We start from the raw sequence: 14,289 nt of genomic DNA, 5'->3' as shown, positions 1-14,289 counted from the left end.
ACTGTAGACCAAGGTGCGCATTGTTGTCTACACTCGTAGATATGGTCAATCCGAAAAAGCACTCTGCGAGCCCTCGCCCCCGTAACGCGGCCAAAACCCGCGCCGACATCCTGGCCTCTGCGCTGCAGGCCTTCGCGCGGTACGGCTATGACGGCGCCGGGGTCCGCGACATCGCCCGTGACGCCGGTGTCACGGCAATGCTGATCAACCGCTACTTCGGCTCCAAGGAACAACTCTTCGCCGAGGTGGTCGAGGCGGCGTTTGCGCCGCCAGCGTTCTTCGCTAGTGACCCGGAGGCACTCGCACGCGACGCTGCCCACAACCTCATCGCGCTAAGCGCACCCGACGCCGAGCAACTGGGCAGGTTCCCGATCATGCTGCGATCGGTCCCCAACCCCCGCGCCGCCCAGATCGTGCGCGACGCTCTCGCACGTCATGTGGGACGACGGCTCGCCGCCCAGCTACCGGAACCGGATCGGCACCTTCGGACAGAGCTGATCCTCTCCGTCATCGCCGGGGTGTGGTTGATGCGAAGCGTCATCCAGACGCCCGAACTCATCGAAGCCGCCCCAGAACGCTTAACCGATGCGGTGTCCGCGGTTATTCAGACCATCATCGACACGCCTCTGGACCCCTGCTGAGGTTGCCGGCACCAAGGTCACCGCGAACGCAGACCGCGATTATGCGGACCTAGTCACCGCGCGATCAGAATCGGCAGAACCTGATATCGGAAGCCAGAATCGCTTTGGCGCCGATGGCCGCAAGCTCGTCCATGATTTCGTTGACGCCCCGACGCGGGACCAGCGCGCGGATCGCCACCCAGTCCGGGTCGGCGAGCGGGGCGATGGTCGGCGACTCCAGCCCCGGCGTGATCGACGTGGCCTTGTCCAGTACCGAGCGCGGGCAGTCGTAGTCGAGCATCAAATACTGCTGCCCGAACACCACACCCTGAATCCGGGCAACCAGCTGATCGCGCGCCGCTCGAGCTGCGCCGCCGCCGTCGGAGCCGTCGCGCTCGATCAGCACCGCCTCCGAATCACACAGCGGCTCACCGAAGGCCACCAGATCGTGCAGGCTCAGGGTGCGACCTGATCCCACCACGTCGGCAATCGCGTCGGCCACCCCGAGTTGCACCGAAATCTCCACGGCGCCGTCGAGCCTGATGACGGTCGCATCAATTCTCCTGTCCGCCAAATCTTTTCGTACCAGATTCGGATAGGCGGTGGCGATCCGCTTACCGGCCAGATCGGCCGTCGTCCAGTCGAGCCCGGCCGGCCCCGCGTAACGGAAGCTGGACGACCCGAAACCCAGCGCCAGGCGTTCACGCACCGGGGCATCCGAATCGAGCACCAGGTCTCGCCCGGTGATGCCGAAGTCGAGCTGTCCCGAACCGACATAGATGGCAATGTCTTTGGGTCGCAGGAAGAAGAACTCGACGTGGTTGGCCCGGTCGATGACGGTGAGGTCCTTGGAATCGGTACGCCGCCGGTAGCCCGCCTCCGAAAGGATCTCGCTGGCCGGCTCGCTCAGCGTGCCCTTGTTGGGAACCGCGACTCGCAACATGCTCATAGCTTCCGGTAGACGTCGTCGAGGGAAAGTCCGCGCGCGATCATCAGCACCTGCGCCCAGTACAGCAACTGACTGATCTCCTCGGCCAACGCGTCATCGGATTCGTGCTCGGCGGCCAGCCACACCTCGCCGGCCTCCTCCAGGATCTTCTTGCCCAGCCCATGAATCCCGCCGTCGAGGGCGGCGACCGTGGCACTGCCGGCCGGTCGGGTGCGGGCACGATCGCCGAGTTCGGCGAACAGATCCTCGAATGTCTTCACGGCCAGCGATTGTTTCACGTGCCAACGAGTAAAGTCACGGCGGTTTCTCGTGGTGGTGGCCGGTACGGGCGATCCGCAAGCCCCGCAGGCTGTTTCGCCGAGCCGGGAACCGTCAGTCGAACCCGGCCAGCGTGGTGCGCAGCGCGCCCTCCAACTGAAGGTGAAGCGGCGGGCCCGCGAGCATATCCGAGGTCAGCCAGCGATCGAGAATGAATTTGACGGTGGCCAAACTGGTGTGGACCAACAGCGCGGGCCGGATGTCGGTCGTCGCGTCGACGCGCATGCGGGCGGCGACCTGCTCGATGAACTTGTCGTGGTCGGTCTCGCTGACCAGCACGGTTTTGCTCAGCAGGTGGGGCGCGGTGGCGACCGCATGGCGCCAGGTGTCGATGTTGTCGAGTTCGTCGGCGTCACGGGCGCGCGTGACAAACACTTCAAGCAATGCCTCGACGGCCGATTCACCCGGCGGCCGCGCGTGATACGAACCCACGATCTCGCCGATCGCCTCCCGCACGGGATCGGCCAGCAGGCCTTCTTTCGTCGGCGCGTGACGGAAATAGGTACTGATGGAAATCCCGGCGGCCGCGGCAATGTCCTCCGTGGTGACGGCGTCGAATCCGTGTTTGGCGAAAAGCTCATACGCGGTGTGCTGAATCTGGGAGAGTAATTCCGCGCGGCGCCGGTCCCGCAGCGAGCCGGTGTTTGCTGAGGGCATGCCATTACCTTCGTTGAGCTGACATTCCAACGCGTCGGCGCCGTCCCGTGACGATCACAGGTGAGTGACTCTACACTATTGAAAGCGCCTATCAAGTCGGCTAGTGTGATACGGCACACACCGAGAACCGCAGTTCACGGAGCCTGATGGCACTACCTTTATGCACATGCGCTGTACGGCACCTGGCTCTCCGCGTTCTGCGCTCGTGCACTTATTGGTGAGGGGGAGCGCCAATGGTGGCAGTGGCTGGTGCGCAATGACCGGTAGCCTGAGTTTGCTGGACAGATTGCCGGTTGCGCTTCGATGACCACGCGAGAAGACGGCGTCATCGCCATCCAGAACTGGTCCGCCGGATACGTTAAACGTCATCCGCTTGCGTCGCTGACGACCGTCGGCGAACAGTTCGTCCTTGGGGTGCGCACCATTCAGTATTTCTTTTTCGACCTGGTGACCGGCCGATTTCAATGGCACGAATTCGTTCGCCAGGGCGCGTTTATGGCGGGCACCGCGGTGTTGCCGACGATTCTGGTGTCATTGCCGATCGGTGTCACGTTGTCCATTCAGTTCGCGTTGCTCGCCGGGCAGGTGGGCGCCACCTCGCTGGCGGGTGCGGCCAGCGGACTCGCGGTCATTCGTCAGGGCGCGTCGCTGGTGGCCGCCGTGCTGATGGCCTCTGCCGTCGGGTCGGCGATCACCGCCGATCTGGGTTCGCGAACCATGCGCGAAGAAACCGACGCGATGGAAGTGATGGGCGTATCGGTGATCCGTCGGCTGGTGGTGCCGCGCTTCGCCGCGGCGATCATGATCGGGGTCGCGCTCACCGGCGTCGTGTGCTTCGTCGGTTTTTTCGCCAGCTACATGTTCAACGTGTACTTCCAGGACGGGGCACCCGGCAGCTTCGTCTCGACCTTCGCGTCATTCGCGACGACCGACGACATGATCCTGGCGTTGCTGAAGGCGGTGATTTTCGGCGCCATCGTGGCCGTGGTGTCGGCCCAAAAAGGCCTGTCCACGGTCGGCGGTCCGACGGGCGTCGCGAACTCGGTGAACGCGGCGGTCGTCGAGGCGATCCTGCTGCTGATGATCGTCAACGTCGCGATCAGCCAGCTCTACATCATGTTGGTGCCCAGGACGGGGCTGTGACATGACGGTTTCCGCTTACCGTCCGTTTGCGCCGTTGATCGTCCCGGTTGTCCGGCTATATGACAGGGGCACGGTAGCGATCATTCGGCTGGGCCACCTGCTGGTCTTTTTCATCCGTGCGCTGGTCTCGGTACCACTCGCGTTGCGCCAGTACCGCGGCGAATTCCTGCGCCTGCTGTCGAACATCACCTGGGGCAACGGCTCGATCGTGGTGGGTGGCGGAACCGCCGGTGTGGCCGTTGTTCTCGGCATGACGGTGGGCGCACTGGTCGGCATCGAGGGTTACAACTTCCTCGACTTGCTAGGTCTCGGACCGGCCACCGGTTTCGTCTCCTCGTTGGTCAACACGCGCGAGCTGGCACCGCTGATGGCGTCGCTGGCCTTCGCCATGCAAGGCGGCTGCCGTTTCACCGCTCAGCTCGGGTCGATGCGGATCGCCGAGGAAATCGACGCGCTGGAGTCGATCGCGATCCGGCCGATTCCGTATCTGGTCACGACGCGGCTGATCGCATCGGTCGCGGCGATCGTCCCGCTGTATGTGGCGTGCCTGGCGATCGGCTACCTGACGACGCAGCTCGTGGTGGGCATCAGCAGCGGCGGCTCGACCGGCTCCTACCTGCATTACTTCACCCTGATGCTGGCCGGCCAGGACATCGTCTACTCGTTGATCAAGGCCGTCATCTTCGTGTGGATCGCATCCACGATCCAGTGCTACTTCGGGTATTACGCGACCGGTGGCCCCGAGGGCGTCGGGGTGGCCGCCGGGCATGGCATGCGAGCCAGCATCACCGTCGTGATCATCGTGAACATGTTGCTCACCATGGCGTTGTGGGGGGTAGACGCCGGTGCCAGGTTCGGTGGTTGATGCCGAATTCCTTTGAGCTGGACGGACGCGGGCCCTCGGACCGGCAGCTACTCGCCGCCGGTGCGGCGGTGGTGGTGGTCGCGGCGCTGCTAACCGTCGCAATGTTGCTCAAGTCCACCGGCCGGCTCACCGACTACGTTCGGGTGGTCGCCGATCTGGTCAACGTCGGTGACGGGCTGCCACAGAAGTCCGACGTCAAGTATCACGGCGTGCTCGTCGGGATGGTCGACGACGTGATTCCCGCATCGAACGGAAAACCCAACTACGTCCACATCGATCTCAAACCCGAGTTCGCCAAGTCGATTCCGGCCGCGGTGACCGCCCGCGTGGTCCCCAGCAACGTCTTCGCAGTGTCGTCGGTACAGCTGGTGGGGAACGGTCCGGGCGGGGCGATCCAACCGGGCGCGCACATACCCGAAGACAACAGGCTTCCGACCGTGCTGTTTCAGACCACCATCAGCAAGTTGCGCGACCTGCTGGCCGCCGCCGGCCGCGGCCGCGACGACAGGTCGATCGGGATCCTGGCGGCGCTGGGTGCGGCCACCGACCACCGCCGCGTCTCCCTGCTGAATGCCGGGGCGCAATTGAATCGCCTTCTCGACCAACTCAATTCGATTGTCAGCACCGACACGGGGCCGTCGACCGTGTCCGCGCTCGTCGACGCGGCGAGTGGACTCGCACAGACGGCACCCGATCTTCTGGACTCCTTGCACCAGGCCGTCGAACCGATGCAGACCTTCGCCGAGACACGCGGGCAGCTGGCCGCGCTGCTCTCCGGGGCGCAGAACACGGTCGGTACGACGCGCGAATCGTTCGGTAACCACATCGACCAGCTCATTCGGATCACCACCGATTTCACACCGGTGCTCGGCGTGCTGGCGATGAAGTCGAACAATTTCGTGCCCGCCGTCACGAAGTTGGACAACCTGGCCAACAGGTTCATGGAGGAGGTCTGGCGGCCCGGCGCAGATGTCGGCAATATGCGCGCGATGCTGACGTTCACGCCGTCGTCGACCTACACCCGCGCGGACTGCCCGCATTACGGAGAACTGAAGGGGCCCAGCTGCTTTACCGCACCGCAGTATCCGGTGCGCCCGGACATGCCGGAGGTGCTGCTGCCGCAGAACTATCAGCCGCCCAAGGATCTGGCGCCGCCGCCGGGCACGGTCATCGGTCCGGACGGAAACCTCGTCGCGGTCGGACCGCCACTGATCAACCCGAGCCCCAACCTGACCGATCCCAATCCCCCACTGCCATCTTGGCTTCCGCCGTCGCCGCCGGTACCGGGCAGCGCCAACCCCGACAACCCATCGCCCGGGGCTCCCGCGACGCCGTCGCCGAACGCACCGTGGGTCGCGCCGGTGGCCCCGAAGGCTCCCTGGATACCGCAAGCGTCCTTCGGCGGCAACGTGGGACCCGTCGGCAGCCAATACGAGCGAAACATGCTGAGCGTGATCACCGGCCAGACCGCGACGCCGGCCACCGAGCTACTGCTGGGCCCCGTGGCGCGCGGGTCCACGGTCTCGCTGAAACCCGCACCCGGAGGACCGAAGTGACATGGGAATGAGATTTCGTGGCCCACTGATCGGCCTCACGCTGTTCATGGTCGTCGCGATGACGCTCACCTGGCTGGTGTACGTGAGCCTGCGGCGCGACGTCGCCGGCGACACCGCCAAGTACTCGGCACTGTTCACCGATGTCTACGGGCTGCGCGAAGGCGACGACGTCCGGATGGCCGGGGTGCGGGTGGGCCGGGTGGAAAGCGTCGAGCTCGACGGGAAACTCGCGCGCGTCGCGTTCGTGGTGCAGACCGATCAGCACCTGTACGGCAACACCATCGCGTCCGTCACTTACCAAAACATCGTCGGACAGCGTTACCTCGGGCTGTCTTTGGGGCGGGAGGGCAATCAGGGCCTGCTCCCGCCGGGCAGTGTGCTGCCGCTGGAACGCACCGAACCATCCTTCGACGTCACCGCGCTGCTCAACGGCTACGAGCCGCTGTTCAGCCTGCTGAACCCGCAGGATGCCGACAACCTCACCAAGGGCATCATCGCGTCGCTGCAGGGCGATACCTCGTCGCTGACCACACTGATCAACCAAACATCAATGCTCACAGAGACTTTCGCCGGACGAGACCAAGCCCTGGGCGACGTGATCACCAACCTCAACAAGGTGGTCGGCAACCTTGCTCGGCAGAACGACAATTTCGACGGCGTCATCACCCAAACGCGCGAGGTGGTCGACCAACTCGACCGGCGGCGTCCGGAGCTGGTGTCCTCGGTCGGTGCACTGTCGCGGGTGATGGGCCGGCTGTCGACCTCGGCTACCGACGTATACCCGGCGCTGCGCGAATTCATCGACCGCAAACCCGGTGTGGCCAGACACCTGATGGATGTCGAGCCGCAGGTGGCGTTTTTCGGCGACAACATCCCGCTGCTGCTGAAAGGGCTTGTCCGAGTGGGTAACCAGGGCGCCTACGGGAACGCCTACGTCTGCGACGTCAACTTCATGGGATTCTTCCCCGGCCTCAATGACGTCGTGCCGATCATCGTCGCCGCCGCCACCCCGGGAAACAAGATGTGGCACACACCGAGATGCAGGAGTACAGCCGGTGGCTGATTCATCCGTTTGGCAGCGCATCAAGTCGCGTCCGCTGGAGAGCTACAACAAGACGTGGCTCGGGTTCGTCGCCGTCGCTGTGGTGGCGGTGCTGATCGGGGCGATGCTGGCGGTACACGCGCTCGGCGCCGGATACCGACACTACACCGCGGAATTTCTGCAGGCGGCCTCGCTGCGGGCCGGCAACCCGATCGTCGTCGCGGGCATCCCGGTGGGCGAAGTGACCAGCATGAAACTCGACGGAGACCACGTCGAGGCGGGCCTGAAGATTCGCGACGACATCGTGCTGGGCAAGGATTCCCGAGCCACCATCAAGGTCACCACCATCCTGGGCTCGCGCTACCTATCGGTCCAGCCCGACGGCTTGAACTCACTGCCCCACAACACCTTTGATCTGGCCCACACCGAGGTTCCCTACGACCTGCAATCCGCACTGCGAGACGCCACCACCACGTTCGAGCAGGTCAATTCCGACCGGTTCGCCCAGTCGCTCGCGGTGCTGGGCAAGCAACTCGAGGGTCTGCCCACGGTGGTGCCGCAGGCCATGAAGAACATTCACTCGCTGTCGTCCATCATCTCGATGCGACGCGATCAGCTGGGTCAACTGCTGGCAAGCACCGAACGGGTGACCAACACGTTGCGGCGCCAGCAGGCCGGCATCGGCAATCTCATCAACCAGGGACAGGACCTGCTGGGCCAATTCGTCGCGCGGCGAGCCGTTTTCCACGCCATGATGCAGTCGCTGACCAACCTGGTCGATACGATGAGCCAGATCGTGGTCAACGACCGGCCCGGTCTTGACTCGCTGATCGCCGATATGCGCGACTTCACCGGCTTGATGGCCCAGCACGACGACCTGCTGGCCAACATGCTGCAGATCAGCCCGATCTTCTTCCGCGAGGCGGCCAACCTCACCGGCGAGGGCAACGCGGTGAACTTCAACGCCAGCAACGTTCCGCTCGTCGACTCGTGGATGTGCGCAATCAGCGGGCGCGCCAAGCAGTTCGGCATGATCCAATACTTCAAGGACTGCAAATGACGGCATCGAAGTTGCGGTCCAAGGCGGTGGCCATCAGCGCCGCCCTGGTGGTGCTGGCCGCGGCGGTCGGCATCGGCTGGTGGTATCTCGCACCCGACCAGGACACGATCACGGTGACGGCCCAATTCGACAGCGCCTCAGGACTTTACGAGGGCAATGTGGTCGCGGTGCTGGGAATGCCGGTCGGCAAGATCACCAAGATCAACGCCAAGGGCGGCTACGTCGAAGTCGAATTCACCGTCGATCGCCACGTCAAGATTCCCGCCACCGCCCAAGCCGTCACGGTGTCCACCTCGATCCTCACCGACCGGCAGATCGAGCTCACTCCGGCGTATCGCGGCGGTCCGGTGCTGGCGAACCACGACACGATCGGGTTGACCCGGACCAAGACACCCGTCGAATTCAGCCGCGTGCTCAGCGTTCTCGACAAGGTGACCAAGTCGCTCGAGGGAGACGGCCACGGCGGCGGGCCCGTCGCCGACGTCCTCAACAACGGCACCAAGGTTGTCGAAGGCAACGGCGGCCAGATCAAATCGGCGCTCGACGAACTGTCCAAGGCGCTGCGGCTGTCCAGCGACGGCGGCGCCCAGACTCGCGAGCAGATCACCACGATCGTCAAGAACATCAGCACGCTGTTCGACGCGGTGGCCGCCAACGACGGCAAGCTGCGCGAATTCGCCTCCACCATCCACCAGGTCAGCCAGATCATGGCCGACGAGGACATCGGGACCGGCAGTACCGGAAGACGATTCGACCAGTTGATCCAACGGGCCGGCGAGCTGCTCGACGCCAACCGGGACACTTTCAAGCAGGCGGTGCTGAACGGGAACTCGACGCTGAAGACGGTGACCGACCACCGCCGCGACCTCGCCGAGCTCCTCGACGTGGCACCGATGCTGGCCGACAACGCCTACAACATGATCGACCGCGCCAACGGTGCCGTGCGCGCCAGATTCCTCACCGACCGATTGGTCTTCGACAGCCAATTCACCAAAGAGATCTGCAACCTGATGGGGCTTCGCCAACTCGGCTGCAGCACGGGAACAATCCAGGATTTCGGGCCGGATTTCGGGCTGACGTATGTGCTCGACGGCATGGCCGCGATGGGCCAGAAATGACGGCCGGCCGGGGAGTCCTCGCCATCGCGGCCGCGGTGCTGATCACCTCGGGATGTGGCACGAATGGCCTTGCCAGCCTGCCGCTTCCGGCTCCCGGGCTAGGGTCGGGCGGGTACACCCTGACCGCGATATTCTCCAACGCGCTCAACCTTCCGATGAACGCCAAGGTGAAACTCGCCGGCGCCGACGTCGGGCAGGTCGAAGCGATGGTCGCGCGCAACTACACCGCGGTCACCACGCTGCGGATCAGAAACGGCGTGCGGCTGCCGCGCGGCAGCACCGCCGAATTGCGCACCGCCACACCACTGGGCGACGTGTTCGTGGCGCTGAAGCCACCCGCTGACGATCCCGCCGACGATCCGATGCTGCACAACGGCGACACCATCGGCCTGGATTCGACAGCCGCCGCCGCGACGGTCGAATCGGTGCTGAGTTCGGCGGCGATCCTGGTAAACGGCGGAGCGGTGCGCAACTTCACCAACATCATCAACGGCTTCGGCAAGGCCACCGGCGACCAGGGCCAGGCGTTCGGGGAGCTGATCCGCAAGTCCAACCAGCTGGTCGGCACGCTCGACACCCGGTCGGACCAGATCTCGTCGGCCCTGACCCAATTATCAAGGCTCGCAGACCAACTCGACGCTAAAGACGCGGCCGTCACCGACCTGATGACCGCGGCGCGCCCCGCCACCGCGACCCTGGCCGACAACACCGCCGAGCTGTCCAACCTGGCCGTGCAGGTGGGCGACACCTCACGGTTGCTGGCCAGGTTCCCGTCCATCGGCGGCACCGACACCAGCGGCCGCAGCATCATCCGCGACCTCAACACCATCGCCGGGGCCGCCAACGACGTTGCGGTAAGTCCCGATACCAGCTTCTACGCCGTCAACCGGCTGATTCCGCCGCTGGTCAAATCGACGTCGGGAAGCGCGATTTCGGTGCACGTGGGCGTCGACAAGCTGATCCTCGGATCGCTTCCCGACATCGGATACCCAGGCGACATCGGGCTGCACGGACCACACCACTACAACATGAACCTGCTCGTCGGCACCCTGAAGTACACCCTGTGGCGTCTACAGGAACGCGTGGTCGGGCGGGGACCAAACTCGCCGCAGGTTCCCGTCATGCCCGACCCGATCGTCCCCGGCCAAATCGACGTCGCCCCCGCGCCGGGGCCGCCGCCACCGGGACCGCCGCCATGATCGCCGAAGCCGCCAACGTCGTGGTCCGGGCGGTGCGGGCCGCTCACCGCCAACAGGTCTGGCTGTCGGTGGCCGGTCTGGTTCTGACCCTGGTGGTCGGAACCGCTTACCTGCTGATAGGCGCATTGCGGGTCTCACCGCTGGCGTCGTCCTATCGGGTCACCGTGCAGTTGCCCGAATCCGGCGGCCTGCTGCCCAATCAGGATGTCGCGCTGCGCGGCGTGCGGATCGGCCGCGTCGAGTCATTGCAGATCACCGACAGCGGGGTCAACGCCGTCGCCAGCATCACGTCGAAGGTGCGGATCCCGGCCAGCAGCGTCGTGCACGTGTCGGCGTTATCGCCCGCCGGCGAGCAGTACATCGACTTCCAAGCCGAATCCGATGCCGGGCCGTATCTACACGACGGCAGCCTGATCACGCTGGCCCACACCAATGTTCCGGTCAGCTTGGCGCGGTTGCTCGGCGACGCCGACGGCATGCTGGCCCAGGTCGACCCGCGCAAGGTCGAACTGATCAAGAAGGAGCTGAGCCTGAGCAAGGAGGGCCCGGCGAAACTGAGCGCCATCGTCGACGGCGGCACGTTCCTGCTGTCGACGCTCGATTCGGTGCTGCCCCAAACGACCAGCGTCATCAAGACCAGCCGGGTGGTGCTGACCCTGGTGAGCGATAAAAATGCCGGTTTGGCCGCCACCGCAACCGAACTCAACCGCACGCTGTCCGGGGTTGCCCGGATGCAGGCCGGCTACCGAAGGCTGACCGCGCAGACGCCGCGCGCCCTGTCGGCGGTCGACAATTTGTTCTCCGACAATTCCGAAACGATGGTGCAGCTGCTGGGCAGCATGGCCACCATGTCGCAGTTGCTCTATCAGCGGGTGCCGGCGCTCAACGCGCTGTTCCCCGACTACCGCGGCTCGGTGCTGGACGCGGTGTCAAGTGCCTTTCACGACCACGGGGTCTGGGCGATCGCCGACCTCTACCCGCGCTACGTCTGCGACTACGGAACGCCCGCGCATGCGCCCTCGGCCGCCGACTATTACGAGCCGTTCATGTACACCTACTGCCGCGACACCGATCCCGCCGTCTCGATCCGGGGAGCAAAGAACGCACCGCGACCGGGAGGCGACGACACCGCCGGTCCGCCGCCGGGAGCCGACCTGGGCCGCAGAACCGATCCGACACCGAAGGGCCGCTTCACGATTCCCACACCCTACGGCGGTCCCCCGCTGCCGATCGAACCGCCGCACTAGGACCAACCTAAGCTCTAAGGAGTTGATTGTGACCGCCACATCCGAGAAAGTTGCCGAGGCCGAAATGCCCGAAGCACCAGGCGCCGACGCCGAACCCGAAGACGTCGAGGGCGTTGATGCCAAAGACGACGGCGTCGACGTCAAGGACGCGGACGCCGAAGCCAAGGACGCGGACTCCGAGTCCGAGGACGCCGAGAACGACGAGGACACCGAGGCGACGGACGAGGACGACGAGGATATTCCGTTCGGGAGTGGGGCCAAGAAGGAGAAGGGCGACAAGATCGCGCTGCGCGAGCGGCCTTGGGGGCGCTATCTGCGCCGCGGCGCGCTGCCGCTGTTGCTCATTGCCTCGCTTGCGGTCAACGGCTTCCTGGGCTGGAAGCTGTGGCAAGAGCACGAGGTGAAGGAGGCGGGTCAGCAGGCTCAACAGGCCGCGATCGCCTACGCGCAGGTGTTGACGAGCATCGACTCCAACAAGGTCGACGAGAACTTCCGGGCTGTACTCGACGGCGCGACCGGCGAATTCAAGGACATGTACACCCAATCCAGCGTCCAACTTCGGCAGCTCCTGATCGACAACAAGGCGTCCGCTCACGGGGTTGTCGTGGACTCGGCGATTCAGTCCGAATCCACGAATAAGGTTGTGGTGCTTGTCTTTATCGACCAGACCGTGGCGAATTCACAGTCACCCGATCCGCGCATCGACCGTAGCCGAATCAAGATGACGATGGAAATGGTCGATGGCCGCTGGCGGGCGAGCAAGGTGCAGCTGCTGTGATCGCAAGACTCCTCGCGACGCTCGTATTAGCATGCACCGCAACGATTCCCGATGCGGCCATCGCCCGGGCCTCGGCGCCGTCGTTCTGCGGCGAGCTCGGTGGCGACTGGGACGGCCAGTACTGCCACACCACGGTGACATCGGAACGCAACGCCGTGCGCGACATCAAGGTCGCGGTGCCCGGCGAGCTCATCGACAATCCCACCACCAGCGGCGTGGTGCGCGACTACCTGCACACCCTGGTCAACAACTGGCGTAACGCCAACGCGCACATGGCCGCCGACAGCTACGGCGAGGAGAACTACCAGATCTTTCAGCACGGCAGCCTGCTCAGCGCGGTGTTCCACGAGGACTACCACGCCGACGGGCCCAAGCCCAACAACGCCTACCGAACCTTCACGTTCGACATGGCCAGCGGCAGACGGCTGCAGCTCTCGGATCTGACGACGTCGAATCCGCTGACCGCGATCCCGCCGCTGGCGCAGCCCTTCATCGAAACCGCGCTCAATCAGGCGCCGCCGCCGCACGATCCGGGGACCTATCCGTTCATCGTCGACCGCTGGACTCCCGACAAGGTCTACTCCGGCGCGTACAAGGCGTGGGCGGTGACGCCCGACGAATTGATCCTCTACATGCCGGACTATCCCGTCGGCCACGACGAGCCGATCAACTTCTCCCCCGGCCTGCCGCAGTGGTATATGGACGGTGGCACCGTGCAGGCGCACATTCCGCTCTCGGCGCTCGGCCCGATCCTGCGTATCTAGTCGGCGGCCCCGCCGGTCTCACGTACAGTGGCAGTAATTAAGTCACCTAACTAACGCAGAGGCGGGGACGGCGTGGCGCGCACCGAGAACGACACCTGGGATTTGGCGTCCAACGTAGGCGCGACCGCGACCGCGGTCGCCACTCAGCGCGCGATGGCTTCGCAGGGGCCGGAGCCGCTGCTGGACGACCCGTGGGCCGATCCCCTGGTGCGCGCGGTGGGCAGCGACACCTTCATCAAGCTGATCGACGGAAAGCTCGGCGACACCGACGATCCCGTGATGAACCGCAAGGCCGTGCTCGAACAGATCACCGTGCGCACCCGGTACTTCGACGACTTCTTCATGCAAGCCACCGACGCGGGTGTCCGGCAGGCCGTGATCCTGGCGTCCGGTCTGGATACCCGGGCGTACCGGCTGCCGTGGCCGGCGGACACGGTGGTCTACGAGATCGACCAACCCGGCGTGATCGACTTCAAAACCCGCACGCTGGCCGACCTGGGTGCACAGCCGCCCGCGCAACGTCGCACGGTCGCGATCGACTTGCGCGAAGACTGGCCGGCGGCGCTCGTCGCGGCCGGACTCGATCCCAGCAAGCCGACCGCGTGGAGCGCCGAGGGCCTGCTCGTCTATCTGCCGCCGGAGGCGCAGGACCGCCTGTTCGACAATGTCGCCGCGCTATCGGCGCCGGGCAGCCGAATCGCCTGCGAGCACATGGATTTCCGCAACATCCCCGCGGATTGGGCGGAAAAGCTCACCGAACGCTCGCGGCGCATCGGCTCCAAGATCAATCTGGCCGAGTTGTTCTACACCGGGGATCGCAATTCCGCCGGCGAGTACCTGGGCGAGCGCGGTTGGCGGATCGACATCCGCACAACCGAACAGGCGTTCTCCGCCAACGGTTTTCAGGTACCCCAGGACGAGCTGGCCTCGTTCGGTGGGTCCTCGGGCTACCTGTCGGCGGTACTGAGCTGAA

The 14,289-nt window shown here is 65.0% G+C and carries 15 protein-coding genes; 12 read left to right on the top strand and 3 right to left on the bottom strand.

Annotated features, from left to right (window positions below):
* Positions 1-41 precede the first annotated feature (41 nt).
* Positions 42-641: a TetR/AcrR family transcriptional regulator gene (locus G6N55_RS01140; RefSeq protein WP_085220405.1), complete on the top strand. Its 600-nt coding sequence runs from the start codon at positions 42-44 to the stop codon at positions 639-641.
* Positions 642-705: 64 nt separating this feature from the next.
* Here the strand turns inward: G6N55_RS01140 and hisG are convergent, their stop codons facing one another.
* The 3 genes from hisG to G6N55_RS01125 all read right to left on the bottom strand — a co-directional run bounded on the left by hisG (position 706) and on the right by G6N55_RS01125 (position 2,544).
* A complete protein-coding gene (gene hisG / locus G6N55_RS01135; protein WP_085220406.1) occupies positions 706-1,563 on the bottom strand; it encodes an ATP phosphoribosyltransferase in 858 nt (285 codons plus the stop codon).
* A gap of 2 nt (positions 1,564-1,565) precedes the next feature.
* Positions 1,566-1,847: a phosphoribosyl-ATP diphosphatase gene (locus tag G6N55_RS01130; RefSeq protein WP_085220407.1), complete on the bottom strand. Its 282-nt coding sequence runs from the start codon at positions 1,845-1,847 to the stop codon at positions 1,566-1,568.
* 94 nt (positions 1,848-1,941) lie between these two features.
* Positions 1,942-2,544 carry a TetR/AcrR family transcriptional regulator gene (locus G6N55_RS01125; protein ID WP_085220408.1) on the bottom strand — a complete coding sequence of 201 codons (603 nt, stop codon included), beginning with the start codon at positions 2,542-2,544 and terminating at the stop codon, positions 1,942-1,944.
* Between the two features lie 303 nt (positions 2,545-2,847).
* Between G6N55_RS01125 and G6N55_RS01120 the strand changes: the two genes are divergently transcribed.
* The 11 genes from G6N55_RS01120 (at position 2,848) to G6N55_RS01070 (ending at position 14,288) form a co-directional block, all read left to right on the top strand.
* A complete protein-coding gene (locus G6N55_RS01120) occupies positions 2,848-3,687 on the top strand; it encodes an MlaE family ABC transporter permease (protein WP_085220409.1) in 840 nt (279 codons plus the stop codon).
* Position 3,688: 1 nt separating this feature from the next.
* The gene (locus G6N55_RS01115; protein ID WP_085220410.1) at positions 3,689-4,552 is read left to right on the top strand and encodes an ABC transporter permease; all 864 of its coding nucleotides are present in this window, start codon (positions 3,689-3,691) and stop codon (positions 4,550-4,552) included.
* Entirely contained in the window at positions 4,552-6,108 is a 1,557-nt protein-coding gene (locus tag G6N55_RS01110) for an MlaD family protein (RefSeq protein WP_085220411.1), read from the top strand. Before G6N55_RS01115 ends, G6N55_RS01110 begins: the two co-directional genes overlap by 1 nt.
* A 7-nt stretch (positions 6,109-6,115) precedes the next feature.
* Positions 6,116-7,171 carry an MCE family protein gene (locus G6N55_RS01105; protein WP_085220595.1) on the top strand — a complete coding sequence of 352 codons (1,056 nt, stop codon included), beginning with the start codon at positions 6,116-6,118 and terminating at the stop codon, positions 7,169-7,171.
* Complete coding sequence (locus G6N55_RS01100) at positions 7,164-8,210, top strand: MlaD family protein (protein ID WP_232078889.1); 1,047 nt, start codon at positions 7,164-7,166, stop codon at positions 8,208-8,210. Before G6N55_RS01105 ends, G6N55_RS01100 begins: the two co-directional genes overlap by 8 nt.
* Entirely contained in the window at positions 8,207-9,328 is a 1,122-nt protein-coding gene (locus G6N55_RS01095; RefSeq protein ID WP_085220413.1) for an MCE family protein, read from the top strand. The genes G6N55_RS01100 and G6N55_RS01095 overlap by 4 nt, the downstream gene beginning before the upstream one ends.
* Positions 9,325-10,527: an MCE family protein gene (locus tag G6N55_RS01090; RefSeq protein WP_085220414.1), complete on the top strand. Its 1,203-nt coding sequence runs from the start codon at positions 9,325-9,327 to the stop codon at positions 10,525-10,527. Before G6N55_RS01095 ends, G6N55_RS01090 begins: the two co-directional genes overlap by 4 nt.
* Entirely contained in the window at positions 10,524-11,774 is a 1,251-nt protein-coding gene (locus G6N55_RS01085; RefSeq protein WP_085220415.1) for an MlaD family protein, read from the top strand. The genes G6N55_RS01090 and G6N55_RS01085 overlap by 4 nt, the downstream gene beginning before the upstream one ends.
* Before the next feature lie 22 nt (positions 11,775-11,796).
* Positions 11,797-12,552, top strand: a complete 756-nt coding sequence (locus tag G6N55_RS01080) for a DUF3329 domain-containing protein (protein WP_372517607.1) — start codon at positions 11,797-11,799, stop codon at positions 12,550-12,552.
* Positions 12,549-13,316, top strand: a complete 768-nt coding sequence (locus G6N55_RS01075; RefSeq protein ID WP_085220416.1) for a mannan-binding family protein — start codon at positions 12,549-12,551, stop codon at positions 13,314-13,316. Before G6N55_RS01080 ends, G6N55_RS01075 begins: the two co-directional genes overlap by 4 nt.
* A 72-nt stretch (positions 13,317-13,388) precedes the next feature.
* Positions 13,389-14,288 (top strand): class I SAM-dependent methyltransferase, encoded by a 900-nt coding sequence (locus G6N55_RS01070; RefSeq protein WP_085220417.1) that lies wholly within the window; start codon positions 13,389-13,391, stop codon positions 14,286-14,288.
* Position 14,289: the final 1 nt, after the last annotated feature.

Origin of the sequence: Mycobacterium florentinum, from assembly GCF_010730355.1 — a bacterium.
Taxonomy (GTDB): Bacteria; Actinomycetota; Actinomycetes; order Mycobacteriales; family Mycobacteriaceae; genus Mycobacterium; species Mycobacterium florentinum.
Note: the sequence above shows the minus strand (reverse complement) of the source record. Positions and strands in the feature narration are given on the sequence as shown.